The organism is Empedobacter sp. UBA6745, assembly GCF_002453775.1.
GTDB lineage: Bacteria > Bacteroidota > Bacteroidia > Flavobacteriales > Weeksellaceae > Empedobacter > Empedobacter falsenii_C.
On the sequence record NZ_DKHL01000046.1, the window covers coordinates 1 to 23,806 of the forward strand.

At 29.6% G+C, this 23,806-nt stretch carries 29 protein-coding genes; 15 read left to right on the forward strand and 14 right to left on the reverse strand.

Going from position 1 to position 23,806, the window contains the following annotated elements:
• Positions 1–508 precede the first annotated feature (508 nt).
• From B4H69_RS12530 to B4H69_RS12570, 9 genes are all read left to right on the forward strand, one after another.
• Positions 509–991: a hypothetical protein gene (locus B4H69_RS12530; protein WP_291094220.1), complete on the forward strand. Its 483-nt coding sequence runs from the start codon at positions 509–511 to the stop codon at positions 989–991.
• 387 nt (positions 992–1,378) lie between these two features.
• Positions 1,379–1,942, forward strand: a complete 564-nt coding sequence (locus tag B4H69_RS12535) for a hypothetical protein (protein ID WP_180906661.1) — start codon at positions 1,379–1,381, stop codon at positions 1,940–1,942.
• A 184-nt stretch (positions 1,943–2,126) separates the two neighbouring features.
• Positions 2,127–2,975: a hypothetical protein gene (locus B4H69_RS12540; RefSeq protein WP_180906662.1), complete on the forward strand. Its 849-nt coding sequence runs from the start codon at positions 2,127–2,129 to the stop codon at positions 2,973–2,975.
• Positions 2,976–3,479, forward strand: a complete 504-nt coding sequence (locus tag B4H69_RS12545; RefSeq protein ID WP_180906663.1) for an endonuclease V — start codon at positions 2,976–2,978, stop codon at positions 3,477–3,479.
• 123 nt (positions 3,480–3,602) lie between these two features.
• Complete coding sequence (locus B4H69_RS12550; RefSeq protein WP_180906664.1) at positions 3,603–4,022, forward strand: hypothetical protein; 420 nt, start codon at positions 3,603–3,605, stop codon at positions 4,020–4,022.
• 387 nt (positions 4,023–4,409) lie between these two features.
• Positions 4,410–5,099, forward strand: a complete 690-nt coding sequence (locus tag B4H69_RS12555; protein WP_180906665.1) for a hypothetical protein — start codon at positions 4,410–4,412, stop codon at positions 5,097–5,099.
• 96 nt (positions 5,100–5,195) lie between these two features.
• Positions 5,196–5,540: an arsenate reductase family protein gene (locus B4H69_RS12560; RefSeq protein WP_180906666.1), complete on the forward strand. Its 345-nt coding sequence runs from the start codon at positions 5,196–5,198 to the stop codon at positions 5,538–5,540.
• Positions 5,541–5,588: 48 nt separating this feature from the next.
• Complete coding sequence (locus tag B4H69_RS12565; protein WP_038331196.1) at positions 5,589–5,816, forward strand: hypothetical protein; 228 nt, start codon at positions 5,589–5,591, stop codon at positions 5,814–5,816.
• Between the two features lie 246 nt (positions 5,817–6,062).
• On the forward strand, positions 6,063–6,554 hold the full coding sequence (locus tag B4H69_RS12570; protein ID WP_180906667.1) for a hypothetical protein: 492 nt from the start codon (positions 6,063–6,065) through the stop codon (positions 6,552–6,554).
• Positions 6,555–6,598: 44 nt separating this feature from the next.
• Here B4H69_RS12570 and B4H69_RS12575 read toward each other — a convergent pair whose 3' ends face one another.
• Genes B4H69_RS12575 through B4H69_RS12590 form a run of 4 tightly spaced genes read right to left on the reverse strand, consistent with a single transcriptional unit; the run spans position 6,599 to position 8,849 of the window.
• Complete coding sequence (locus B4H69_RS12575) at positions 6,599–7,525, reverse strand: alpha/beta hydrolase (RefSeq protein ID WP_180906668.1); 927 nt, start codon at positions 7,523–7,525, stop codon at positions 6,599–6,601.
• The gene (locus B4H69_RS12580) at positions 7,522–8,118 is read right to left on the reverse strand and encodes a hypothetical protein (RefSeq protein ID WP_180906669.1); all 597 of its coding nucleotides are present in this window, start codon (positions 8,116–8,118) and stop codon (positions 7,522–7,524) included. The genes B4H69_RS12575 and B4H69_RS12580 overlap by 4 nt, the downstream gene beginning before the upstream one ends.
• Positions 8,099–8,584, reverse strand: a complete 486-nt coding sequence (locus B4H69_RS12585; RefSeq protein WP_180906670.1) for a PH domain-containing protein — start codon at positions 8,582–8,584, stop codon at positions 8,099–8,101. Before B4H69_RS12585 ends, B4H69_RS12580 begins: the two co-directional genes overlap by 20 nt.
• On the reverse strand, positions 8,577–8,849 hold the full coding sequence (locus tag B4H69_RS12590) for a DUF2089 family protein (protein ID WP_180906671.1): 273 nt from the start codon (positions 8,847–8,849) through the stop codon (positions 8,577–8,579). Before B4H69_RS12590 ends, B4H69_RS12585 begins: the two co-directional genes overlap by 8 nt.
• Positions 8,850–8,974: 125 nt before the next feature.
• Here B4H69_RS12590 and B4H69_RS12595 point away from each other — a divergent pair, with 125 nt between their 5' ends.
• A complete protein-coding gene (locus B4H69_RS12595; RefSeq protein WP_038331617.1) occupies positions 8,975–9,517 on the forward strand; it encodes a lipocalin family protein in 543 nt (180 codons plus the stop codon).
• Positions 9,518–9,575: 58 nt separating this feature from the next.
• Here B4H69_RS12595 and B4H69_RS12600 read toward each other — a convergent pair whose 3' ends face one another.
• The 3 genes from B4H69_RS12600 to B4H69_RS12610 form a co-directional block, all read right to left on the reverse strand.
• The gene (locus B4H69_RS12600) at positions 9,576–9,923 is read right to left on the reverse strand and encodes a hypothetical protein (RefSeq protein ID WP_291094227.1); all 348 of its coding nucleotides are present in this window, start codon (positions 9,921–9,923) and stop codon (positions 9,576–9,578) included.
• Complete coding sequence (locus tag B4H69_RS12605; protein WP_422653370.1) at positions 9,904–10,851, reverse strand: foldase protein PrsA; 948 nt, start codon at positions 10,849–10,851, stop codon at positions 9,904–9,906. Before B4H69_RS12605 ends, B4H69_RS12600 begins: the two co-directional genes overlap by 20 nt.
• A 121-nt stretch (positions 10,852–10,972) precedes the next feature.
• Entirely contained in the window at positions 10,973–11,839 is an 867-nt protein-coding gene (locus B4H69_RS12610) for a hydroxymethylglutaryl-CoA lyase (RefSeq protein ID WP_115000675.1), read from the reverse strand.
• Positions 11,840–11,903: 64 nt separating this feature from the next.
• Between B4H69_RS12610 and pepT the strand changes: the two genes are divergently transcribed.
• Both pepT and B4H69_RS12620 read left to right on the forward strand, forming a co-directional pair.
• Entirely contained in the window at positions 11,904–13,145 is a 1,242-nt protein-coding gene (gene pepT, locus B4H69_RS12615) for a peptidase T (RefSeq protein ID WP_115000674.1), read from the forward strand.
• An 88-nt stretch (positions 13,146–13,233) separates the two neighbouring features.
• On the forward strand, positions 13,234–13,902 hold the full coding sequence (locus tag B4H69_RS12620) for a head GIN domain-containing protein (RefSeq protein WP_038331627.1): 669 nt from the start codon (positions 13,234–13,236) through the stop codon (positions 13,900–13,902).
• A 32-nt stretch (positions 13,903–13,934) separates the two neighbouring features.
• Here B4H69_RS12620 and B4H69_RS12625 read toward each other — a convergent pair whose 3' ends face one another.
• Both B4H69_RS12625 and B4H69_RS12630 read right to left on the reverse strand, forming a co-directional pair.
• Positions 13,935–14,921 carry a DUF3810 family protein gene (locus tag B4H69_RS12625; protein ID WP_180906672.1) on the reverse strand — a complete coding sequence of 329 codons (987 nt, stop codon included), beginning with the start codon at positions 14,919–14,921 and terminating at the stop codon, positions 13,935–13,937.
• Positions 14,922–15,006: 85 nt separating this feature from the next.
• Entirely contained in the window at positions 15,007–15,981 is a 975-nt protein-coding gene (locus tag B4H69_RS12630) for a bile acid:sodium symporter family protein (protein ID WP_180906673.1), read from the reverse strand.
• 155 nt (positions 15,982–16,136) lie between these two features.
• On the opposite strand from B4H69_RS12630, the gene B4H69_RS12635 reads away from it, so the two are divergent.
• The 3 genes from B4H69_RS12635 to B4H69_RS12645 all read left to right on the forward strand — a co-directional run bounded on the left by B4H69_RS12635 (position 16,137) and on the right by B4H69_RS12645 (position 20,050).
• A complete protein-coding gene (locus B4H69_RS12635; RefSeq protein WP_180906674.1) occupies positions 16,137–16,475 on the forward strand; it encodes a hypothetical protein in 339 nt (112 codons plus the stop codon).
• Positions 16,476–16,628: 153 nt separating this feature from the next.
• Entirely contained in the window at positions 16,629–19,433 is a 2,805-nt protein-coding gene (gene uvrA, locus B4H69_RS12640; RefSeq protein WP_291094233.1) for an excinuclease ABC subunit UvrA, read from the forward strand.
• Positions 19,434–19,459: 26 nt separating this feature from the next.
• Positions 19,460–20,050 (forward strand): hypothetical protein, encoded by a 591-nt coding sequence (locus B4H69_RS12645; protein ID WP_180906676.1) that lies wholly within the window; start codon positions 19,460–19,462, stop codon positions 20,048–20,050.
• A gap of 18 nt (positions 20,051–20,068) precedes the next feature.
• Here the strand turns inward: B4H69_RS12645 and B4H69_RS12650 are convergent, their stop codons facing one another.
• The 5 genes from B4H69_RS12650 to B4H69_RS12670 all read right to left on the reverse strand — a co-directional run bounded on the left by B4H69_RS12650 (position 20,069) and on the right by B4H69_RS12670 (position 23,566).
• Positions 20,069–20,482: an OsmC family protein gene (locus B4H69_RS12650; protein WP_180906820.1), complete on the reverse strand. Its 414-nt coding sequence runs from the start codon at positions 20,480–20,482 to the stop codon at positions 20,069–20,071.
• 147 nt (positions 20,483–20,629) lie between these two features.
• On the reverse strand, positions 20,630–21,355 hold the full coding sequence (locus tag B4H69_RS12655; protein ID WP_180906677.1) for a hypothetical protein: 726 nt from the start codon (positions 21,353–21,355) through the stop codon (positions 20,630–20,632).
• A complete protein-coding gene (locus B4H69_RS12660; RefSeq protein WP_180906678.1) occupies positions 21,352–22,161 on the reverse strand; it encodes a DUF4097 family beta strand repeat-containing protein in 810 nt (269 codons plus the stop codon). Before B4H69_RS12660 ends, B4H69_RS12655 begins: the two co-directional genes overlap by 4 nt.
• A 21-nt stretch (positions 22,162–22,182) precedes the next feature.
• Complete coding sequence (locus B4H69_RS12665) at positions 22,183–23,010, reverse strand: hypothetical protein (protein ID WP_180906679.1); 828 nt, start codon at positions 23,008–23,010, stop codon at positions 22,183–22,185.
• Complete coding sequence (locus B4H69_RS12670) at positions 23,003–23,566, reverse strand: RNA polymerase sigma factor (protein ID WP_180906680.1); 564 nt, start codon at positions 23,564–23,566, stop codon at positions 23,003–23,005. The genes B4H69_RS12665 and B4H69_RS12670 overlap by 8 nt, the downstream gene beginning before the upstream one ends.
• Positions 23,567–23,806 lie beyond the last annotated feature (240 nt).

The following is a 23,806-nucleotide window of genomic DNA, read 5'->3' on the forward strand; positions in this document are numbered from 1 at the left end:
AGAACGGTCGAAGAAAACACGGATGAAAGTGGGAGGAAAGTGGGAGGAAACTTGTAGAGTTGTAGTTTTTACAATAATGGGTTTAATTATGTTTTTTTGGTATATTTGGGAAAGAAATAAACTCAATATTTATCTTGAATAATCTGAACAAAAATAACACGATGAAAAAATTCCTTTACTTATTACCACTTATTTTATTATGGTCGTGCAATAATGAAGATGATATCATTACACCTGTTGAAAATAATTCGTTTACTGCCTATCCAAAAGGTTATTTTATAGCTACTGTAAATGGATATGATACAATAAAATTTGAATATCAAAACAATAAAGTAACCAAACGAATTGGTGAATGGTATATTATAGATCCGTATACAAGCTACGTTTACAAGTTTTCTAAATCATTGGAAACTAATATTAGCTACACAGATAAAACTGCAAGTCTAACTAAGTTTTCTAAATTAGATTGGTATCAATATCCAAATGATACACACGTATATACGNNACGTTGAATGGTCAACAAATTTCTGAGGCTACTTTAACTTACAAGGCAAGACCAAACTATACAGAAAAATATGTTTATACTTATGAAAACAACCAGATAAAATACATCGATTTTCTGGTGACCGACCATTATTACACAAATGATTTAAGAAGTCGTAGAGATTTTCACTTTAATGCAAAGGGAAATTTAGATAGTTTGGTTTACAGAGATGCTGACTATGATTTTTATGATGAAGGTGTCCCTCCATATATTAACTACAAGAAGAAAGAGCGCAAAGTAACCACTTTCTCTAATTATGATCAATCGCAAAACCCATTTCAAAACTTAGGTGTTTTTACAGACTTGTATTATAAATCTTTGTCTAAAAATAACTTCCGTAAAACGCAAACAAGAGAATATGACGAAGAAGGGAAACCTACTCTAAATATTTCAGAATCTAGTTGGGATTATGAATATGTAAATGGAGAGGTAAAAGTTCTGAAATAACGTAAGCGAAATTAGAGGGGAATTTATAGAGTTGTAGTTTTACAATAAAGGGTTTGATTGTGATTATTTATTAAATTTTTGTATTCAATTTCGTGGACTATTATGTTAGTGACAACTAAATGAACGAGATGAGAAAAATATTATTCATAATTATTTTAAATACGNNAATACGATAATTTATCAGAATTATTAAATCAAGTAAATAAAATAGCCAGCCACTAATATAAGTTTGGAGCAATGGCAAGTAAAGGCAAAGTGGCAATCGTTATTTTAATTTATTAAATTTAAAAAGAAAAAGATGTTACTTAGTTTTGGTTAATCATAAGGTTTATTATATTTTAGAAGAACCAAGTTTCGTCATATTTGCTGTAACGTAAAAACAATATCGTGAAAGAATCATATAAACTCTTGTTTGGTTCAATATTCATTAGCTTTTTGGGATTTTATTTTATAAATAAAGATTCAAGATTTTTAAATTGGATAATTTTAATATTTGGAATTATAGGATTAATTCTTGGAATCTTAAAAATAATTTTTCCTACTACAAGAATTTTAATGAACTATAATGAAAAAGAAGAACTGTATAAACAAAACTTTTACGATTTTTTTAATGATGAAGGAGTTTTTGAATTTTATGGTGACGGATTTTATATTGATAAAATGGAAAATCCAGAATTGATTCAATGGAAGAAAATTAAGTCAATTATTGCTTATAAAAAAGATTTACTAACAACAGATTTAATTGTTGTTGAAATTATTACAGATAATAATGTATATAAAGTAAATGAAGAAACTCTAGGTTGGTTTTATTTTATAGACCAATTAAATAAAAGTTTAAATATTACAAATAAAAATTGGAGTATAGATATAACACAACCAGCATTTGCTCTAAATCTTACTTTAATTTATGACTCTCAAAATAGATCTTTGGAAGAATTTATGAAAGAATAAAATAACGACTATAGCTAAACTCAAACTAGATTTCATTAATAACTAAAAACCAAAAACCGATATCCGAAACGAGAGAGTGAATTTGTTAAATGTATCAAAGGTTAAATACACGAATTTCGTTGTACAAGAAAAATGTTTACATAACTATTAGATTTATAAACCTGTAATTATAATTTTATAACAAATGACTGAAATAATCAAACTTATCAAAGAAAATAAAACTGAAGAAATAATTCAAAATTATTCTGAATCGAGATTTAAAATTCACGAATTATTTGTTAATGTTTTAAAAGATAATTTAATTGATGACTACGAAAATATTGATTTTGAATCTGATAAATACCAAGAGGAATTTATTGAAGGTGTAGAGATTTTCAAAACATTGGTTGAAGCTGATTTACAAATGGAAGCAATGATGTTTTCTACTGTTTTGGTTTTTTTAGGTTATAAAACAGGTGAGTTTATTCATTTATTGTCCAATACGGCAATGAGTAAAGGTGTATATCTTTCGGAAATATCAAATTTCAAAATTGATGCACGTCTTAGAAATTCAATGCAGGAGTTTTACAATTCTATGGATGAGAACTATTTAGTACCAAAAGCAAATATTGCTGCTGCAAAAACAAGAGTTTCTCAAGCTATTTTCAATCAAATTACTAAAGCAGAATTTGGAAATGATATGCTACAAATGGGAATTAGTTATGAACAAATTAATGAAATCCAGATGTCAAAAAATATTTATCAAGGAGTGATGAACGATTTTGAATCTGAATCTGTAAAATTAAGTAGTGAATTATTTCCAGAAATAACACAAGTTGATGACAGAAATGAGAATGAAATTAAAGTTTATAAGAAAGCTAAAGAGTTATTAGAAAAAATTACAAATACTAAAACAGATGAACCTAAAAGAGTTCACATCAATGAAAATGTTTCTGATCAACAGTTAGTTGAAGAAATAAATAAAAAAAATGAAAAATTTAACAACAATGAAAATAGAAACCTTTTCTCAAAATTTAAAAAATGGCTTTCGTAAATGTTTGTAGCTGTTGATACATATTACTACGATAACAAGGCTAAAACAATTGCAATTACATTCAATAATTGGGAAGATTCTAATTATTCAAAACATTATTCCCAAGAATTAGAAATATCAGAAGAATACATTCCTGGAGAATTCTATAAAAGAGAATTGCCTTGTATATTAAGTATGTTGAAAAACTTCGACTTAGATTTTATTAAAGCAATTGTAATTGATGGATACGTTTTTTTAGATGACTTTGATACATATGGTTTAGGTGGGCATTTATACGAAAGTCTAAATAGAAAAATCCCCGTTATTGGGGTGGCAAAAACAAACTTTGCGTCTAACAAAGAAAATAAAGTAGAACTATTGAGAGGGAAAAGTATGAAACCACTTTATATAACTTCGATTGGAATTGATATTGAGGAAGCAAAGGAAAACATTTCAAAAATGTCTGGAGAATATAGATTCCCAACATTATTAAAAGAACTTGATAAATTGACGAAAGAAATATAAAAATGTTGTTTAGAATCGATTATTAATATGAATTATAATTGAGAATCTGTACACCATTACTTATTATGATAGAGTTAATAGTTTTTTTTAAAATAGTTTCGTCCTAGAATAAATTTATTAATAATGGAGAATAATAGAATTAATTTTTTATCTGATTGGCAACGTAGTTTTGCATTTGGATTGGGTAAAGTTATTTTTACTGAAAAAGATAGTAATAATAAAACCTTGCGTAAAATAATAATGTCAACAAATCAGTTTAATAATATTGTGGATTATCATTGGGAAAAATTTAGAAGTTTAAATACAAATAGTTTACTATATAAATACTTTGATAGGGATTATGTAGGAGAAAATGAGGAATGGGCAGTATATTCTGAAGTTTTAATTGAAAATATACATGAGTTTTTAAATCATTTAACTACGATTGATAAAAAAAATGAAGAATTAAACTTAGTAAGGAAAGAATATGAATATTTGATGAAGTTTTGTGAAGAATGTATAAAGAATAAGTCTAAGATTTATTTTCTAGCTGATAATTATTAATAAAACTGCTATTATAATTTTTTTCAAATTGTTAAATAACTATTTAAAAGAAAAATAACTCAAAAAGCTCTTTGATAAGAGCTTTTTTTATAGCTTGTTGCGAGTATTTTAATTTGTGTATATTAGTTGTTGTTGAATGAAATAGATTTTGTTTAGTTTCTTGAAACAAATTAGTTTTAACTTTTAAAAGAGAACAGTCAAAAATGTTTGATAAAAATAGTGTCTTATAATGTTTTACCTAAATATAATATTTTGTAAAACAAGTAATTATACTTCGATGAACTCAGAGGAATAATAGAAAATTAATCTATTTGTAACATTTATCCAATGCTGCTTTTGATATTTTTCGACTATTTTTATTACATACTTTAAAACATATACATTCTAATGAAAAAATTACTTTTACTTACCTTATTTGTTGTTTGTTTCTCATGTGAAGATGATGATAATAAATACAATTTGAAAGCTGGAATTGCGACTAAAATAAGTGGAGAAATAACAGACGAAGAAAATAAACCTTTTGCAAACGTTCGAATTCTCGTGAATGAATATAAAAAAGGAGGCGTAATGGGAATGGGTGAATTTGTAAAAATTGTCGATTCTGTATTTACAAATTCGGAAGGAAAGTATGAGAAAACGTTTTATACAACGGGTGCAGGTAGAGAATATAGATTAAGTATTACTGGAGCTCCAATTTTAACACAAGATTATTTTGGAGATGTTCGTGATGTAGTGATTAATAATATTGGAAAATCTTTTACCTACAATCATTCATTTATAAGACTCTATCCTTGTGATATTACGATTAATACAGAGAATACAACTATTTTTCCGTTATTAATAAGTCAAGGAACTACAAATATGAATCATTATCAAAATAATGATTATCGAATTCTTGAAAAAGGAATTGTTACAAAAAGATTTTATCTTGCGAAGAACTTCTTTCAACCTATTGATTTTTACAGAACTGTTTCCTCTACAAAATCTCAAAGAGCAAGTTATATTCTCGAACCAATAAAAGGAGCAGGAAATTATCCACAAGTATTAAGAATAGAAGATAAAGATTTTAATGATTAGAAAACTTTATTGATAGCTTTTATCTGTTTTTTTCTAATGATACTTACTTGTAAATCTTATTTTATTAACTTTATTTTTTTAAAAAAGATAATTAAAATGTACACAATATTACATAATTCCCGCTGTGGGAAAAGCAGAGATGCGATGAAAGTTTTAGAAGAATCTGGAAAAGATTTTGTAGTAAGAGAATATTTGAAAGAACCTTTAACGAAAAATGAATTGAAGGAAATTTTGACTAAACTAAATTTAAAACCGATTGATATTGTGCGTACAAATGAGGAAGATTGGAAAGCAAATTTCAAAGGAAAAGAACTTTCTGATGATGAAGTTTTGAATGCTTTGGTCGAATATCCAAAATTGATTCAACGCCCGATTGTAACTGATGAAAAAAGTGGAGTAGTAGGTCGTCCAAAAGAATTAGTAGTAGATTTTATTAAATAAAATTGGTTTGATAATTGTTAGTATTTCTAAAACTAAACATAAAAAGCTATGAAAATTTTAGAAGCATTAACAAAAAATCACACCGAGAAAGGAACTAAAATAGGTCTTTTAACAACTGCAGCTACAACAGGCGTCACTGTTGCTAAATTTCTAGGAAAAAGGTCTATTTATGGAATAATTGGAGGGATTGCTGTGACGTTGGCAGCAGAGTATATCCGAAAAAAATATGAGAAGAAAGTTGAAGCAGAGAATGAAACTGTTTTAGAGAATAAATAACAAAAATCCGAGCCAACAACTCGGATTTTTGTTATTATTAGTACTATACAAAACAAAGAGCAAAATTTCTTCTGCTCTTTGTTAAAAAAACTAACCAACCTTATACTATGAAAAATCTGTATAATCTTTAAACTCTTTTGTTACGAATCACAAATAAGAATTGTAAATTTAGAAATACAATTGATTTTTTAAATTGATGTAGATCAAGAAATAACAATCAAAGAGATAATTTTTAATAAACTAATTATGTATAAACTAATAAAATGTTTCGTTTTAACTTTTGCAATTCTAATGTTGAACTCTTGCGAGAAAAAAGAGCTCAAAACTAATCTTAAAACTCCTTCAAATAAAGAAATTGTAGTTGATAAACTTTCGGTTTCCGAATCAGATTATGGAGTAGGTTGTGTGACTGAATATTATAAAAAAGGAAGTAAAATGAAAGACGAAATCTATTTACAAACAAGCTCTAAAGACGAGTTAACTTGGGTAAATTATATTTCGATTAATGGAAAAAGAGAAGTTTTTTCTTCTAAAAATGATGATACCAAATCTACTGAAAATGACAATGGATATACGTTGCGTTTAGAAAATGATGATTATATAATCGAAATTCATGCAAAAATTGGAGAACAAAATATTGAATCTGATTCAGCTTTAGCTAATGGAACAATGACAATCACTCGAAAATCGGATAAAGAAACTACAACTATAAACTTTGAAGGAGGAACTGCTTGTTAGTCACTAACTATAAAAGACAAAGCAATTTGCTTTGTCTTTTATGATTATTTTTTGAAGATAAAATTAGAAATGACTTCGACTAATTCTGTATTTATTGGAAGTTTTGGGTTATTGTAAGAAGATAAATCATCTTTTGAAGTAACGTTTTTTAAAACGTGATTCATCCCTTTGATAATAACAGCAGATTTAGGAGAAAGGTTTTTAGCATTGTCCGTATCAACTTGTATATCCATATCACCTTGAATCACTAAAAAAGGAATAGTTAATTTATTGATTTCATTTACAGGATTATATTTAATCCAAGAAATTAAATAAGGTTGTACACTTTTACGAAATAATGCTGATAAATTAGGATTAATATTATTTACAGTATTTCCATTTTTCAAAGAATCTATAATAGCATACGATTCAGTTTTTAATTTTTCAGGAAGTTGAGTTAATTGTTTCTTAAGTATTTGGTCGATAGGTTCTCCAGGACCAGAAACTGAGATGAATTTGTCGACATTTTTTGTTGAAGCAAGCATTCCAATTAATGAACCTTCGCTATGTCCAGCTATTGAAATAGAACTAAATCTTTTATCTTTTTTTAAGAAAGTTACCCAATTACTTGCGTCTTCAACGTAATCATCAAATGTAAGTTTAGATTCGTCCAAATTAGCAATAGAACTTTCTCCAATTCCTCTTTTGTCATAGCGAATAGATGCAATTCCTTTTTCAGCTAAACTATGAGCTAAATATTTCAAAGAGTTATTAATCATCATATTATTATTTCCATTTCTATCCGTTGGTCCAGAGCCAGAAATTAATAAAACAATTGTTGTTTTAGATTTTACGTTTTGAGGTAAACATAATGTTCCAAATAATTTAATTTGATTTTCGTTAAGTTGAATATCTGATTCTGTGAAATTATTTGTTGATTGACCAAAAACTGTAGAACAAATAATTATAAAAACAAATAAAACTTTTTTCATATTTTTTGTGGTATTAATAATGATAATATTGAGGTTGAAATAATGATGAATAATAAGACAGCAATGAAAGCAAGAACTTGTTTGATGCTTTTCATGTTTGTAACCGTTTTGAAACCGATGTATAAATAATAGAACATCATACACAAGAAAAATATTGCGATAAAAGCTACAATTACAATGACAATCATTGTAGAAGCTTCGTGCAAAACTTCGAGATTATTTGCTGTAATTCCTTTCAAAACCTTGTCCATACTTTTGTTTACAATTGGAATAAAATCGGTGATGAATACAATGTAATAAGCGATTCTTGAGATTAGAACGACGTTTACAATGTCTATAATTCGTGTTCTGTTATTGATGATTTTTCCTAAAATGTAAAATAGGAGGATTGCAATTGCTAAATTTCTTGTGTTTTGATACAACAAATCGAGATAAGAATAAGAAATTCCATTTTTCTTGATGCTTAAAAAATCAGGGAAAAAAGATTCCGTTATTTTAGCGATGTATGTGAAAAAGAAATGGGAAAATAGCCCAATAATGAACAAGATTTTTTCATCGAAATATGCAAATGGATTAAGGAGTTTCTTTATCATTTTTTAGTGTATTTATTGTGTTAACAAATTCATCAGGCTCGTCGCAGCTCACCAAATATTTTACATTTTCTAATTCTATCGCAATAAGTTTTGTACGATTTTTTATATTGCATCGATAATTATCCATAGAAATTCCCATCAATCCATAAATGCCTCGTGCACCTATAATAATCAAATTATTTTGAGATTTTCTTGTAATAATTTTTACTTCATTTATCGGAATAGTTATCGTTTTAATTTTTGAAACAAGATAAATATTATTCAAATCAACTTTAATTTTATTTAACGAAAAAAGATAACATCCAATAATTATTGGAATTACAATTCCCCAATAGAGAAGTAATGTAGGGTTAAAATTTTTTTCATTATATGTTACAGATAAACCGATTAAAATTAGAAATACAATTAATATATATGTAGTTACCTTAAAAAATGGCGACATCGATACTGAAAATTCTTTATTCATCGGACATTGTTTTTATTTTATTAATCAAATCATCTACTTTATTTCTCATCGTTGGATAGCTGACTTCAAATTCTTTTGCCATGTCTTTTAAACTTCCTGAATTGACAAAGAATTGCATAATAAATGCTTGTTCTTCATTTGTAAGTTTCAGAAATAAAGGAAGTTCATAGTTTCCTACAACTTGTGTTTCGCAATGGTTGCAAATTAATTTTTCGACAGCTAATTCTTCGGTACAACTGGGGCATATAACAGGAAGTTTTTTCATTAGATTAAATAATATTAAAATTAGTTTTAATAAAATTAAATAAAACTTTAATTAATTCAAAATGTAAAATCATATTTTTTCAACTTTAATATTATTGATACATTTGCAACCTAAGTTTTAGTAAAATGAATTTTAAGAAATTAGCCCTTGCAGCATTGGCGTTAGGGACAACAGCATATATCGTTAATCACAATAAGAAAAATGTAAAATACAAACCTGCTCAAAATTTTGATTTAGGTGGATTTTTAGGACGTTGGTACGAAATTGCACGTTTAGAAAATAAAGCGCAAAAAGGACAAACAAATGTGACGCATCGTTTTAATTTGAACGAAGAAAATGGACAGTTAGAAGTAATTGTGCGAGGATATAATGCAAAGAAAAAAGGGTGGGAAAAGATTGAAGGAATTGCAACGCAAGACATCGAAAATGTTGGGTTGTTCTCGACTACGTTTTTACCAATTTTTGCAAAGAAATTATATGTTATCGATTTTGATAAAGATTACAATAATGTATTAGTTGCAAGTGAAGATTATAAAAAGTTATGGATTCTATCACGTAAGAAAGAGATTTCGGATAAGGTAAAAGACAGATTTTCTGATTCGGCAAAGAAAGTAGGGTTTGATCCAAGTAAATTAATTTGGCCTTCTCAAGTTCCGATTGCGAAATAAGATTATTTATTTTTAGACATAAAAAAACCTCGAGAAATTCTCGAGGTTTTTTGTTCTATTATTTTTGGTTTTTCTTTTCCCAATCGATCGGGAAATTACAACTTTGGTATTCTTTTCCAATTTTAATGTAAGCATCACCAACTTGACGTTTTACCCAATCCATCAACAATGTACGTTCTTTATCTTGAACTGCAAATTTTTGAATTCTATAGTAATCATCTTGGTAATTGATTTTATGCTCTGGATAAAATTTATTGATTTTTAAGATTCTTAAAGCTTTTCTGTTATCAAAATCATCTTCGAAAACTTGAGAAATATCTCCTTCATTCAATGTTGCAATCGCTGTAAACATTGGTAGAGGTAAAGCCATTTTCTCGAAACGATCGTCACCAGAATTTTGGTTCATGATANNTCTTTTTTATTTCTTCTTCCGTTGGTTTCAACGTAATCAAGATATGACGCAAATCTAATTCTTGTCCACGACGTTTTTCTAACTTAATAATATGATATCCAAAATCAGTTTTGAATGGATCAGAAATTTCACCTTCTTGTAAGTTAAACGCAACCGCATCAAACTCTTTTACCATTTTACCACGAGAAACTTTTTTGTATTCACCTCCGTTACTTGCGGAACCTGGATCTTCTGAATATAAAATTGCTTTCGTTGCAAAAGAGGCACCTTCTTCAATTTCTTTTTTGATTTCTTTTAATTGATCGATAATCTTTTGTTGATTTTCTTGTGAAACTTCAGGATAAGTTACAATATGGCTAATCGAAACTTCGTCTTTCACGTCTGGTAATTCACCTTGGTGTTTTTCGAAAAACATACGAACTTCTTCTGGTGTTGCATCAGCACCTTTTACAACCATTTCTCTTTTGTTACGCGCATAAATATTATCTTCAACGATATATTTAGTTTCGTTTTTCATTTCCGCCATTGTACGGAATCCGAAATAGTCTAAAATTTGTTTTTCTCCTCCAGCTTGAGCAATCCAACCTTCGATTTGGCTATTTAATTGACGAGTTACCTCATCTTGTGTCACTTTGATTAAAGTATCTTGTTTTGCACGATCAACCAACATTTTGTCTAACATAATGTCGTTTAGGAAATCACATTTGTCTTCGACTTGCATCCCTTGTTGTTTTGACATTAAATAATCTCGATCTACATCAGACTCTAAAACAATCTGATCTCCGACAACAGCAGCTATACCATCTACTTTAGCAAGACGTTTTGGTGTTGGTTTTGCTGTTTGTGCAAAAGTATTTACCGTAAATAATGCTGCAATTAGCAACATCATACTCGATTTAAATTTCATATACTTTAATTTCATTTTAATATTCTAAGCTCGATAAAAAAACTTACCGATGAGCAAATTTAACTTTTTTTGTTAAAGTCCAACATATTTTAATTTCCTTTAACAAAAGAATTGATTTTTTAGTTTATTGTTAAGATTAAACTAAGCCAAATGTACGCAAAGAAACATTCCAAGCAGATTCGAAATCAAAAAGATTCAAACCATGTTTTTCTTTGTGCTCATTTGCGAAACTAATTAACTTTTCGGTTGGCATATTTCCGACCATATCACTTTTTGACATTGGACAACCGCCCAAACCTTTTATAGCACCATCAAAACGACGACAACCATTATCATAAGCGGCTTGTACTTTAGAATGCCATTCGGTATAAACGGTATGAAAATGTGCACCAAATTCAATTTCTGGATAATGAGGAATCAAATTTTGAAACAAATCAACAATTGTTTTTTCGTCTGCAACGCCAATTGTATCTGATAAATTGATTGAAGAAATTCCGATATCAGCCATTTTTTTCGACCATTCTTTTACGATTTCTTCATTCCAAGTTTCTCCATAAGGATTTCCAAACGCCATCGATAAATAAATTAACATATGTTTACCATTATCATTTGCAATTTGGTTGATTTCTTTCACCATTTCAAATGCTTCTTCACGACTTTTATTCGTGTTGAATTGCTGAAAATTCTCTGAAATAGAAAAAGGAAATCCAATAATATCAACTTTTTCGTGTTCAGCAGCTTTTATTGCGCCACTTTTATTGGCAACAACAACAGACAATTTCGATTTTGAATTGGTTTTATCAATATTATCTAAAACTTCTTTCGTATCCGCCATCTGTGGAATCGCTTTTGGCGAAACAAAACTTCCACAATCTATCGCTTCAAAACCAACAGTCAATAAACGATTTAAGTAATCAATTTTCTTGTCAGTTGGTATAAAATCTTTGCGTCCTTGCATCGCATCACGTGGACATTCAATAATTTTAAAAGTTAGCTCACTCATTTTTTTGGTTTATTTGCGCCTTAAAGGTAGATAATTTAGTAATTTTGACAAAAATTAAAACGCAATGCAAACAGAATGGAGAGAAAAGTTGGTAACACGCTTTTTGAAATATGTTAAAACTTACACTGAAAGTGAAGCTTTTTTAGATAAATTTCCAAGTACAGACCGTCAATGGGATTTAGCAAATTATTTGGTTGAAGAGTTAAAACAAATCGGTTTAGAAGATGTTTCAATAGATGAAAACGGGTATGTTTTTGGATATGTTCCTTCTACAGTTGATCACGAAGTGCCTACTATTGGTTTTGTTTCTCATATGGATACATCGCCAGATTTTTCTGGAGAAAATGTACAACCTCAAATTTGGGAAAATTACGATGGTGGAGATATCAAATTGAACGAATCAATGATTTTATCACCAAACGAATTCCCTGAATTATCTCAATATAAAGGTCAAACAATCATTACAACTGATGGTACAACATTATTAGGTGCTGATGATAAAGCTGGTGTTGCTGAAATTGTAACAGCTGCAGAATATTTGATTGCTCATCCAGAAATTAAACATGGACGTATCGCTATTGGATTTACACCTGACGAAGAAGTTGGTCGTGGAGCAGATTTTTTTAATGTAGAGAAATTTGGAGCTGAATGGGGGTATACAATGGATGGTTCTGAAATTGGAGAATTAGAGTACGAAAACTTTAATGCTGCATCTGGTATTGTTACAATCAAAGGTAAATCTGTTCACCCAGGTTATGCGAAAGATAAGATGATTAATGCATCTAATATTGCAATGGAGTTTGCTGCACAATTACCAAACGACGAAGTTCCTGAATTAACTGATGGTCGCGAAGGATTTTTCCATTTAGCTAAAATTACAGGAAATGTATCTGAAGCAAAAATGGTGTACATTATCCGTGATCACGATATGGAGCAATATGAAGCGCGTAAAGCTTTATTTTTACAAATTGCTGCTGATATTCAAGAGCGTTTTGATCATGAAGTAATTACAGCAGAAGTTTCTGATCAATATTTTAATATGATTGAGAAAGTAAAAGAGAAATTTCAATCAGTTGAAATCGCAGAACAAGCTTTGAAAGATTGTGGAGTTACGCCAAATATCAAACCAATTCGTGGTGGTACAGACGGAGCTCGTTTATCTTTTATGGGATTACCTTGTCCTAATATCTTTGCTGGAGGTCACAATTTCCACGGACCTTACGAATATGTTCCAGTAGAATCTATGGAAAAAGCGACAGAAATTATTGTACGTATTGCAGAATTAACAGCTGAAGGAGCGAAATAATTCTTACAATATATCTTAAAAATAACTTAAGTTTTCTTTTTTGGTTTAAATTTTGTGTAATTTCAAATCAAATTAGAAAACTTTTTTTATGAAAAATATCGTATTGTCAGCAGCCGCTATATTTTGTTCAACTTTTGCGTTTGCGCAAGAAGAGATAAATGTTGGAGATTTTAATATCTTAAAAGTTTATGATAAAATTCCGGTTGAGTTAATTTCTTCGAACGAAAACTTAGTAAAAATAGATGGAGTTAATGCGAGCGATGTTCAAGTTGAAAATAACAAAGGTGAACTGAAATTGAAAATGACAGGAACCAAATTGATGCAAGGAGGAGAAGCAACGGTTAAGGTTTATTACAAATCGTTATACGAAATTCAGGCAAGTCAAGGTTCTCGTATTTATTCTGATGATGTCGTAAAATCACAAGCATTGTATTTGACATCTAACGAAGGTTCATCTATCAAATTACCAATCGAAACCTCAAAATTAGAAGTCAAAATAAATTCTGGTGCAGAAGTAATTTTAACTGGTGATACTGAATTTCAGACTGTAATTGCAAATTCTGGAGGAAAATATTATTCGAAAACATTAAATTCTGATACAGCAAGTTTAACAACAAATGCTGGAGGAGTAATAGAAGCGAGAGCAGAGAAATCTGTAGATGCAAAAACTAGAGCAGGTGGAGTGATTGATATTTATGGTAATCCTACGCAGCGTAATCAGAAAAAATTAGCTGGCGGAAAAATTAATTTTAAATAATTAGAACTTTAACAATAATAGAAAAGCAACGATTAATTCGTTGCTTTTTTTGTTTGATATAACAAGTAAATCAATTCGACATATTTGCTATAACTTATCGTTCCTTCTTGGTTATTTGCCTTCAAAAACTGATTATTTAATTCAGAAAAAGTATCGCTCGTAGCGCCTTCATATTTCAAATAATGTTTTAATTCGGCTTTTCTGTCTTGCTTTATTTTAGAATGCATATTATCCAATTCCATTTTTACAAAATACGGATCAGATTTGTAAATAGCGCCTAAAAGTGTGTAAATACTTTTGTAATAAACTGAATAATTAATTTCAGGATTTTTAGATTTTGTGCCTAAATAATAAGCCAAAAAATTAGCTTCACTTTCTGATGCAAATCCCATTTGATGCCCATATTCGTGAAAAAGTGTAGCAGGTTGTTTTAAATTTGTATTGTATCGATTCAGATTTGCTTCTACCGTAAAAGGATTATAGTATCCCAAAATTCCCATATAATTTTGCATTTCCGAAATCCAAGATAATTTGTAATGTGTATCACTTAATAATCGATAATTTTTCAACCATTTTACATTTTTTACTTGAGATTGTAAAGCAAAAAACTCTTGGTTATATTCTTCTAAATCTGATTTGAATTTTATAGTGGTTGTCGAATCATTGTGTTCGATTAAATTTCTTGCTGATATTGCTTTATCAAGTTCGTAGCAATAGATTTCTTTCAGAATTTTAGGTTGAATAACGATTTTTTCTTTGTCAATTGTTAATGTTTCTTTTTTGTACATCACGCCCCAAGCAAACGTGTAAATAAAGTAAATACAATTTACAAAAATCATAATGTAATAAATTGAATGCGAAACTTTTTCTTTTGATTTAAAAAAACTTCGAATCAATTTAAAAATCAGTACAAAGCCGATTATTCCAATGATTAAATAAAATAATTCTCCAACAGGAAAATGAACTGAATTCGTGATTTTTGCAATAAATCCTGAAATTGGAAATGTAAGATGATTCACGATAAAATCTTCAACGCTTTCTATTGAAAATAGTACCGAAAATAAAATAATTTGAAATAGAAAGATAAGGATACTTCGATAAGTTTTATTCAACTTCTTTAGCATATTGATTGGCGATATAACTGATATAAATTAACTGAAAAGTGTGGTAAAGCATAATCGGAATCAAATAAATACCGATATCTCCCGTGAAAATAACTGCTGCAATTACCGAGCCATGAACCAATGATTTTTTTGTCGAACAAAATTGAATGGTGATATCATCTTCTCGATTAAAATTCATTTTCTTAGCAATCCATTTTGAAAGATTAAAAAAGAAAAAGAACAACGCAACTACAATTATGAAAACAGCCAACAACGGAAGAACGCCTAATTTTGTAAATAATCCATCTAAAAAAGTATGACTAAAACTGTTGTAAACAATAAGTACAATGGTAAGTTTATCTAAATTCCCGAATTGCTTTTTATATTTATTATAAAAGAATCCTAAATAAGGTTGTAAAAGTGCGCCAACAAAAACAGGTAAAATAATTTTAAGAACCAAATCCAAAAAAGTAGCTAATAAATCAAATTCACCATTATTTTTTGATAAAAACAAACTCATCCAAAGTGGTGTAACAACAATACCTATTAATCCAGAAATACTTGCATTAAAAATAGCACTTGGTATGTTTCCTTTTGCAATCGAAACCATTACAACTGACGAAGAAACGGTACTTGGTAACGCGGCTAAATAAAATATTGCGACATAAAGTGTAAAATAAACTGGGTAACTTTTTACCAACGGATAAAAACACAAGACTAATAATGGGAAAAAGATAAATGTAATAGATTGAATCAAGACATGCATTTTCCAATTTGCTAAATCCTTGAAAACTTCTTTCCAATTAAGTTTTAACCCATAAAAAAAGAATACTAGAATAACGCCAATATCAATTACTGTGTTCAGATTAAAATCTTTGTAAGACCACAAACTAATATCAGGGAAAAAATAGGCAACAACAATGGCTAGAAATAAAAATAGAATAAAAGGGTCGGGTAATTTGTTTAAAATTTTCAAAATCAATAAAATTTAAACAAAAATAATAAATAAGATTATAAACATTTATTAAATATTTATGACTTTACTTAAACACAGTAACTGTATAACGTTAACTATTTGTAAATTCAATAACTTTTTTTTATATTTGTACTTACATACCTTAAAACTAACTTATGAATACATGCCTACAGTGCAACCAAACACTATTTGGTCGAAAAGACAAAAAGTTCTGCAATGATTTTTGTCGTAATTCTTATAATAATAATCTTAATCGAGATAAAGTTGAAATTGTTCGTAATATTAATAACAGATTAAGAAAGAATAATCGTATATTGAAAACTTTATTAGATGAAGGAATTCGTTCGGTAAATAAAACCGAATTGAGTTTGAGAAACTTTGATTTTAAGTACATTACAAATGTAGATGAATCAAAAAACGGCACGATTTTTTATGTGTACGATGTTGGATACCAAGAGTTAAACGAAGAAAATTATTTGTTATTTCAGGAATAAATTTTTATTTTTTTATTGAAAAAAGCGCGTCAACATGTTGATGCGCTTTTATATTTTAACTAAATCTATTCTTTTTTATTCGTTATATTTTATATGACTAATTTCTGTGGTAATTAAGTTTAACTTTCTAAAATAACTTAACTTTGCGCCACGATGAAAAAAGATATCAATCAACTTGATCCGAAAGAATTTATTCTGATTAAAGGTGCAAAATTGCACAACTTAAAAAACATTGATTTAGCGATTCCAAAAAATAAATTGGTCGTGATTACTGGGATGTCTGGTTCTGGCAAATCTACTTTGGCTTTTGATACGCTGTATGCGGAAGGTCAGCGTCGTTATGTCGAAAGTTTGTCGTCTTATGCACGTCAGTTTTTAGGAAAATTAGATAAACCGCAAGTTGATTATATCAAAGGAATAGCACCAGCAATAGCGATTCAGCAAAAAGTAAATTCAACAAATCCACGTTCTACAGTTGGGACAACAACAGAAGTTTATGATTATCTAAAGTTGTTGTACGCACGAATTGGAAAAACATATTCGCCGATTACAGGAGAATTAGTTCAAAAAGATTCGGTAACGGATGCGATTGATTATTTACAAACTTTTGGGGCTGAAACTAAATTTATTCTTCAAATAAAATTGGTTGTGCCAGAGGAACGTTCGTTTGCAGAGCATTTGAATATTCTTCAACAACAGGGGTTTACACGTTTGAGTGTCGATGGAAATCAAGTGAAAATTGAAGATTTAATTTCATTTAATTTCGAACCTCAACCCGAAAATGATGTTCATCTTGTCATTGATCGTATCGCTTTGCCAACAGAAGATGAAGAATCTTTTTATCATCGTTTGGCAGATTCTATCGAGACAGCTTTTTTCGAAGGAAAAGGAGAAATAGCGATTGTAAATGCAGAAGATAATTCGGTAAAATATTTTTCTAATAAATTCGAATCAGATGGTCTGATTTTCAATGAACCAACGATTCATTTCTTTAGTTTCAATAATCCTTATGGGGCTTGTCCAACTTGCGAAGGTTATGGGAAAGTAATCGGAGTTGAGGAGAATCTTGTCGTTCCAAATAAATCGTTGTCAATCTACGAAGATGCAGTTGTAGCTTGGAAAGGTGAGAAAATGGGCGAGTGGAAAAATCATTTTATCAAACTTTCTCAAAAAGTAGATTTTCCAATTCATAAACCATATTTTGAGTTATCCGAAGAGCAAAAAGACTATTTGTGGCACGGAGATAACGACTGGGAAGGATTAGACGGTTTTTTCAAAATGGTTGAGGAGAATACATACAAAATTCAATATCGTGTAATGTTGTCTCGTTATCGTGGTAAAACAACTTGTCCAACTTGTAAAGGAAAGCGTTTGCGTAAGGAAACGAATTACGTGAAAATTTCGGATAAATCGATTAATGATTTGGTTGATTTACCTTTGAATGAGTTGAATGATTTCTTTACAAGTATTACATTTAACGAATATGATCAGCAAATTGCGGGTCGAATTATATACGAAATTAAGTCGCGTTTAACGTTTTTGTTAGATGTTGGTTTAGAATATTTAACGCTAAATCGTGCTTCGAATACGTTGTCTGGAGGAGAATCGCAACGTATCAATTTAGCAACTTCTTTGGGAAGTAGTTTGGTTGGTTCGATGTATGTGTTAGACGAGCCTTCGATTGGTTTACATTCGCGTGATACAGCTAAATTTATTACGATTTTACATCGTTTACGTAATTTAGGCAATACAGTGATTGTGGTAGAGCATGATGAAGATATCATGAAAGCTGCTGATTATATCATCGATATTGGTCCAGAAGCAGGAACAAATGGAGGTGAAGTAGTTTTTGAAGGAACCTATGATGAATTATTAAAAGGTGATACATTAACATCTAAATATTTGAACGGAAAATTAGAAATTGAAGTTCCTAAAAAACGTCTAAAATCTCCTAATTATTTGAAAATTATTGGAGCAAGAGAAAATAATCTAAAAAATATTGATGTTAAATTTCCTTTGAACGAATTAACTGTGATTACAGGAGTTTCGGGTTCAGGAAAATCGACGTTGATGAAAGATATTTTAGCACCAGCCGTTCAGCGTCATTTCGAGATTTTTGGAAATAAAATCGGTGATTTTGATGAGTTAGTTGGTGATTTGAAACAATTAGAAGGTGTTGAGTTAATCGATCAAAATCCAATTGGAAAATCTTCGCGTTCTAATCCTGTGACTTACGTAAAAGCCTACGATGATATACGAAATTTATTTGCTAATCAAAAAGCGAGTAAAGTGATGGGATTTCAACCAAAACATTTTTCGTTTAACGTAGATGGAGGACGTTGTGATACATGTAAAGGAGAAGGAACGATTACCATCGAAATGCAGTTTATGGCTGATGTTGAGCTGGTTTGTGAAGATTGTCATGGAGAACGTTTCAAGAAAGAAATCTTAGAAGTTAAGTTCGAAGGAAAATCTATTTCAGATATTTTAAATCTAACAATTGATGAAGCAATTGACTTTTTTACAACTCATCAACAAAATAAAATTGTCGAAAAACTAAAACCATTGCAAGATGTTGGTTTGGGTTATGTAAAACTTGGGCAATCGTCGAATACACTTTCTGGTGGAGAGGCGCAGCGTGTGAAGTTAGCTTTCTTTTTGACGAAAGGAGAAACGACTAACAAAACCTTGTTTATTTTCGATGAGCCTTCTACTGGTCTGCATTTCCACGATATTCAGAAATTGATTAAAGCATTACGTGCTTTGATTGATTTGGGACATTCGGTTTTTGTGATCGAACATAATATGGATATTATCAAAGTAGCAGATTGGGTGATAGATCTTGGTCCAGAAGGAGGGAAGAAAGGCGGTTATTTGGTTGCCGAAGGTACGCCAGAAGAGATTATCAAAGTAAAAGAATCGTATACTGCTCAATTCTTGAAAGAGAAATTGAAATAATAATAAAAAAAGCTATATTTATGTTTATGAAATATAGCTTTTTACTTTTAATAATTATTTTTACTTCGTGTAATTCGTATAATGTAAATCGTCTCGAAAAAAATGTTTCTTTAAATGAAAATAATACTGTTCAGCTTAATTTAGAGGAACGAAAAAATTATGTCATTATAAAAAATGATTTTCCTGAGGGGTCAGATAAACTTCATGAAAAAATTGACCAATCTGTAAAAGGATTATTCAATGATGAAAATACGATTGTTAATTCATTAGAGTTTTACGATAAATACTATAAGTCGGATGAATTTATGAATTTTATAAATCATGATACTTACTATGATTATGCATTTATTGTAGAGTTAAAAGTAGAACCGTATATTCAAGTAGCTCATTATCTAAGTCTTAATAAAGCGAAATTACCTGAAGAAGGTAAAAGTAGATATAACATTGCTTTACAGGTTCTTAATTTAAAAAATAGAGAGTTATTATTTTCTCAGCAAAGAAATTTTGAGTTAAATAATACAACATTAACTAAATCTCCAGAATTTATTACGTCTTATGAGGAAAATTATTTTATTAATAATTTTTCAGATATTTTTAGAAATATAATAAATTATTAAAACCGAGTTTAGCTCGTTTTATTTTGCGCTACATTTTGCGTGATGATATACAAGAAAATTGCACGAATTCGCAATAAAGCACAATTCGTTTGCCTTTTTGTGTAGCGAAAGTGCCAACTCAATTTGTGATGAATCTGCAATTACAATTTTAGGAAATAAATCTACTTTTATAATCTTTCCGCTTCCATCAGGATTCACTTGCAGTGTAGCTTCTGAATGATCTTCGTAAGAAATTACATCAATTTTATGTTGTATACAACAATATAAATACGACATCATGTGACAAGAAGTCAAACTACTCAAAAGTAAATCTTCTGGATTGTATAAATTTGGATCACCTTTGAAAGCTTTCGCAGCAGAAACCTCTAAATCAGGTTTTCTTTCAATCGAAATGTGATGACTTTTTGTATAAATTCTGGTTGAAGAATCCATTTTCGATTCTTTCTTTATCCAATTTAGCGCAACTTTAAATAAATGATTCAAGGCTTAATTTTTATCAAAAATAATCTTTTCTAAAAGAAAAACACAACTGAGAATCCTCAATTGTGCTTTCAAAAAATGTTATAATTTATCTACTATTTATTTTCTCAAATAGATATTTCCATATTTAGAAGAAAATTCTTGCAATGGCTGTTTACCTACGTTTGCCGCAATTACTGAATGAAAATTATCTGATTTTATAGTTTTGATTGCAAAATCTAAATTCGTGTACATCTTCCCAAAAAAAGTTTCCACTTTTATTTCTCCAATTTGTTTTGCATTCATTGTTGCATCCACACTTCCATATGTTGATTGTGCGATAATTGGTGCTTCAAAATTAATAACTTCAATTGTTCCATACGTTGATTCGATAGTTGTTTTCATATGTTCAGGAACTTTAATTTCCAATACAATATCCATTTGTACTCCTGTAGAAACCGAAGAAGATTTGATGTCATTTGCATCAACATATTTCTGATAATCCTCTTTGGTTTGAAATTGTTTTTTTTCACTTCCAAAAGTCGCTGTCACTTGATGCGGAATATCTTTTAGGTTAACAACTTTGCCTTCGATCGTTTTTCCTTGACCGTTTTTGCTTTCAGTTAAGCTGAAATTCGAGTCATTTTTACCATTATTGATATTTACATTTCCAGAAATACTCACTTCGTTTTGTTTCCAAGTGGTGATTTTAACGATTTGCGGATAATCAAATTTTAATGTTAATTCTTGACCTTTCTCAACTGAAAAACTCTTCTGAATTTTTGTTTGAGCGATTGATAAATTTGCCAATAAGCCCATTGCTAAGGATAAAACTACTGTTCTCATAACGCTCTCAAATAAATTTTACTATAATCTGATCTGAAAAGGAAACTTGTTCCACCGCCATTTAACGTACCAGTTGCTTGGTTGTTAATTTTTATCATATCAGACGAACTATTATTCGCTTCTAATTTCAATGATAATTCAGGTGCAATCAAAATATCACCAAACGAAGTCGTTAATTTTACATTTGCCTTAGATGATTTCGGAATTGAAGCATCCACGTGACCATAGATCGACACAAGTGACAAAGGACCTTTTACATTTTGACTAAATTTCGCATCGATAGAACCATAAATCGTGTTGATTGTTGCAGGTCCCGTTACATTTTCTAACACTACATTGTTGTAACTTGCAGTTGCTTCAAGTTCGTTTTCGATATTTTTGAATGTAATGGTACTTCCAAATTGAGATTGATGGTTAAATGAAATTTTCACACCTTTTGGAACTAATATTTTGACATTTGGAGGTGTCATTTGTTGAAGTTGTTTTACCTCAATTACACCATTTTTTTCTACAACATTTATTCCTAAATCTGTGTTATCCTCAAGCCCTAATGAGTTGATTGATCGCAATCCTTTTGCTCTTTCGTCATTATCTCGCGATCTTGTTTTTGTAGAAAAAACAATTTCGTTTCCGTTGTAACCTTCGACTGTTACACGTCCAAGATCAAGGTTCAGTTTTCCTTTATTTACAGCTAATTTGTACGTTTTCGAATTATCTTCATTCGCACTTTTCGATTCATTTTGTGCAAAAGTGTACGTAGACATCATCATAACAGATGTAGCTACCAAAAATATTTTTCTTATCATTTTTTGATTTTTTGTTAATTATTATTTTCTAAAAAGAACCGCGTACGCTTCGTCTTTCACAAACGTTTTTGTTGTAGGATCCAAAACCATTTCTTGTAATTTATTTGTTAATTTCAAATCGATTTGATCGTTATTGATATGCGCAATCATTCCTATTAATTCCATTTGTACCATCGGATCATCTTGCTTCATAAAAATGTCTGTTAACTCTTTTGAAACGTCTGATTTAGGTAATTTTGAAGCAAGCGCTTCGAGTGCATTTAGTCGCACAATTGTATTGTTGTCATTTAAAGCTAAATTGTATAAACTCTCTTTTAAATTGTGATCAATACTTGGTAAATCAGCTATTTTTGCAATTGCATTAATACGATTACTTGTTGATTCTTGATCGTTTAATGAACTTAAAATTTCATTTTTAAGGTTTTCATCTATACCAATTAGTTCTTCTTTTGGTTGAACAATTTTTTCGAAATTTTTCTCTTTCTGAACTCTTACAAACTGAATTTCTTTTTCATTTTGTTCAGTATTAATATCAGTTGGATGAATAATTTCTGGCTGAATTTCTTCTACTTTTTTAACCTGTTTTTCCTTAACAACTTCAATTGTTTTAGGCGAATTTACTTCATCATTTTTCAAGAAAAAATATCCACCAACACTCAATAGAACAAGCGCAGAAGCAGCAATACTCCAATTCTGAATTCTCCATTTCTTAGGTTGTTCAATTACCAAAGTTTTTTCTTCCTGTTTAGGAATCTCAGCCTGAATTCTTTTCCATAATTCTGCAGAAGGTTCTTTGTTTTCAAAGGCTTCTCTGTTATTATCAATATGTTTTTTTAAAGAATCATTCATTGCAAACGGTTTGTTGTAAGGTTTCGTAAATTTTCTTTTTTGCACGATGATATTTACTTCTCACCGTGTTGTGGCTCAATCCTAAAAGTTGAGCAATGTCTTCTTGCGGCATGTCTTCGAACAGAAATAGATTCACAATTGTTCTTGTATCCGTTGGTAATTCTTCAATCGTTTGTTGCAATTCTTCAATTTTACCATCCAACATTTGTTTTTCTTCCAAACTTTCTTCACTGTCATCAATAATATTTGCTCCTTCAACATCCGAAAAATAAACTTTGTTTTTTCGTAAATGTGAAATCGATTTATTAATCGCAACTCTACTGAACCAAGCTCCTAAATTCTCGATGTTTTTCAACTTTTGAATATCAGAAAAAAGTGAAATAAAAATTTCTTGTGTCAAATCTTCCGCATCAGAAACTTCTGTCACCAAACGATAAACAGAATTGTAAACTGATTTCGAATAGCGATGATAGAGCTGAGTATAACCAGCCTCTACACCAGATTCGCACCAATCTAATAGTTGTTTATCATTTATTGAAAAATTTTCTTTCTCCAAAATTTTCAAGGTTTCATTGTTGTTTCTATTGTATAGACGCAGTAAGTTTTTGAATGTTGCATCAATTTTTAAAAAAGTTTTTGAAATTTAACAATTATTGAATTATTCACCCTGATTTTCAGTGATAATAAACGAAATTTTGAATATAAATTTTAAAATGGTCTTTATTGTATATTTTTAATTTGCTTATAATAAAACCGTCATTTCGAGTGAAATTCGTTTAGAATTTTGTATCGAGAA

Coding starts and splice junctions, on each gene's coding strand:
- B4H69_RS12540 (WP_180906662.1), top strand. CDS start 2,127: ATGACTGAAATAATCAAACTTATCAAAGAAAATAAAACTGAAGAAATA.
- B4H69_RS12545 (WP_180906663.1), top strand. CDS start 2,976: ATGTTTGTAGCTGTTGATACATATTACTACGATAACAAGGCTAAAACA.
- B4H69_RS12550 (WP_180906664.1), top strand. CDS start 3,603: ATGGAGAATAATAGAATTAATTTTTTATCTGATTGGCAACGTAGTTTT.
- B4H69_RS12555 (WP_180906665.1), top strand. CDS start 4,410: ATGAAAAAATTACTTTTACTTACCTTATTTGTTGTTTGTTTCTCATGT.
- B4H69_RS12560 (WP_180906666.1), top strand. CDS start 5,196: ATGTACACAATATTACATAATTCCCGCTGTGGGAAAAGCAGAGATGCG.
- B4H69_RS12565 (WP_038331196.1), top strand. CDS start 5,589: ATGAAAATTTTAGAAGCATTAACAAAAAATCACACCGAGAAAGGAACT.
- B4H69_RS12570 (WP_180906667.1), top strand. CDS start 6,063: ATGTATAAACTAATAAAATGTTTCGTTTTAACTTTTGCAATTCTAATG.
- B4H69_RS12575 (WP_180906668.1), bottom strand. CDS start 7,525: ATGAAAAAAGTTTTATTTGTTTTTATAATTATTTGTTCTACAGTTTTT.
- B4H69_RS12580 (WP_180906669.1), bottom strand. CDS start 8,118: ATGATAAAGAAACTCCTTAATCCATTTGCATATTTCGATGAAAAAATC.
- B4H69_RS12585 (WP_180906670.1), bottom strand. CDS start 8,584: ATGAATAAAGAATTTTCAGTATCGATGTCGCCATTTTTTAAGGTAACT.
- B4H69_RS12590 (WP_180906671.1), bottom strand. CDS start 8,849: ATGAAAAAACTTCCTGTTATATGCCCCAGTTGTACCGAAGAATTAGCT.
- B4H69_RS12595 (WP_038331617.1), top strand. CDS start 8,975: ATGAATTTTAAGAAATTAGCCCTTGCAGCATTGGCGTTAGGGACAACA.
- B4H69_RS12600 (WP_291094227.1), bottom strand. CDS start 9,923: ATGAACCAAAATTCTGGTGACGATCGTTTCGAGAAAATGGCTTTACCT.
- B4H69_RS12610 (WP_115000675.1), bottom strand. CDS start 11,839: ATGAGTGAGCTAACTTTTAAAATTATTGAATGTCCACGTGATGCGATG.
- pepT (WP_115000674.1), top strand. CDS start 11,904: ATGCAAACAGAATGGAGAGAAAAGTTGGTAACACGCTTTTTGAAATAT.
- B4H69_RS12620 (WP_038331627.1), top strand. CDS start 13,234: ATGAAAAATATCGTATTGTCAGCAGCCGCTATATTTTGTTCAACTTTT.
- B4H69_RS12635 (WP_180906674.1), top strand. CDS start 16,137: ATGAATACATGCCTACAGTGCAACCAAACACTATTTGGTCGAAAAGAC.
- uvrA (WP_291094233.1), top strand. CDS start 16,629: ATGAAAAAAGATATCAATCAACTTGATCCGAAAGAATTTATTCTGATT.
- B4H69_RS12645 (WP_180906676.1), top strand. CDS start 19,460: ATGAAATATAGCTTTTTACTTTTAATAATTATTTTTACTTCGTGTAAT.
- B4H69_RS12650 (WP_180906820.1), bottom strand. CDS start 20,482: ATGGATTCTTCAACCAGAATTTATACAAAAAGTCATCACATTTCGATT.
- B4H69_RS12655 (WP_180906677.1), bottom strand. CDS start 21,355: ATGAGAACAGTAGTTTTATCCTTAGCAATGGGCTTATTGGCAAATTTA.
- B4H69_RS12660 (WP_180906678.1), bottom strand. CDS start 22,161: ATGATAAGAAAAATATTTTTGGTAGCTACATCTGTTATGATGATGTCT.
- B4H69_RS12665 (WP_180906679.1), bottom strand. CDS start 23,010: ATGAATGATTCTTTAAAAAAACATATTGATAATAACAGAGAAGCCTTT.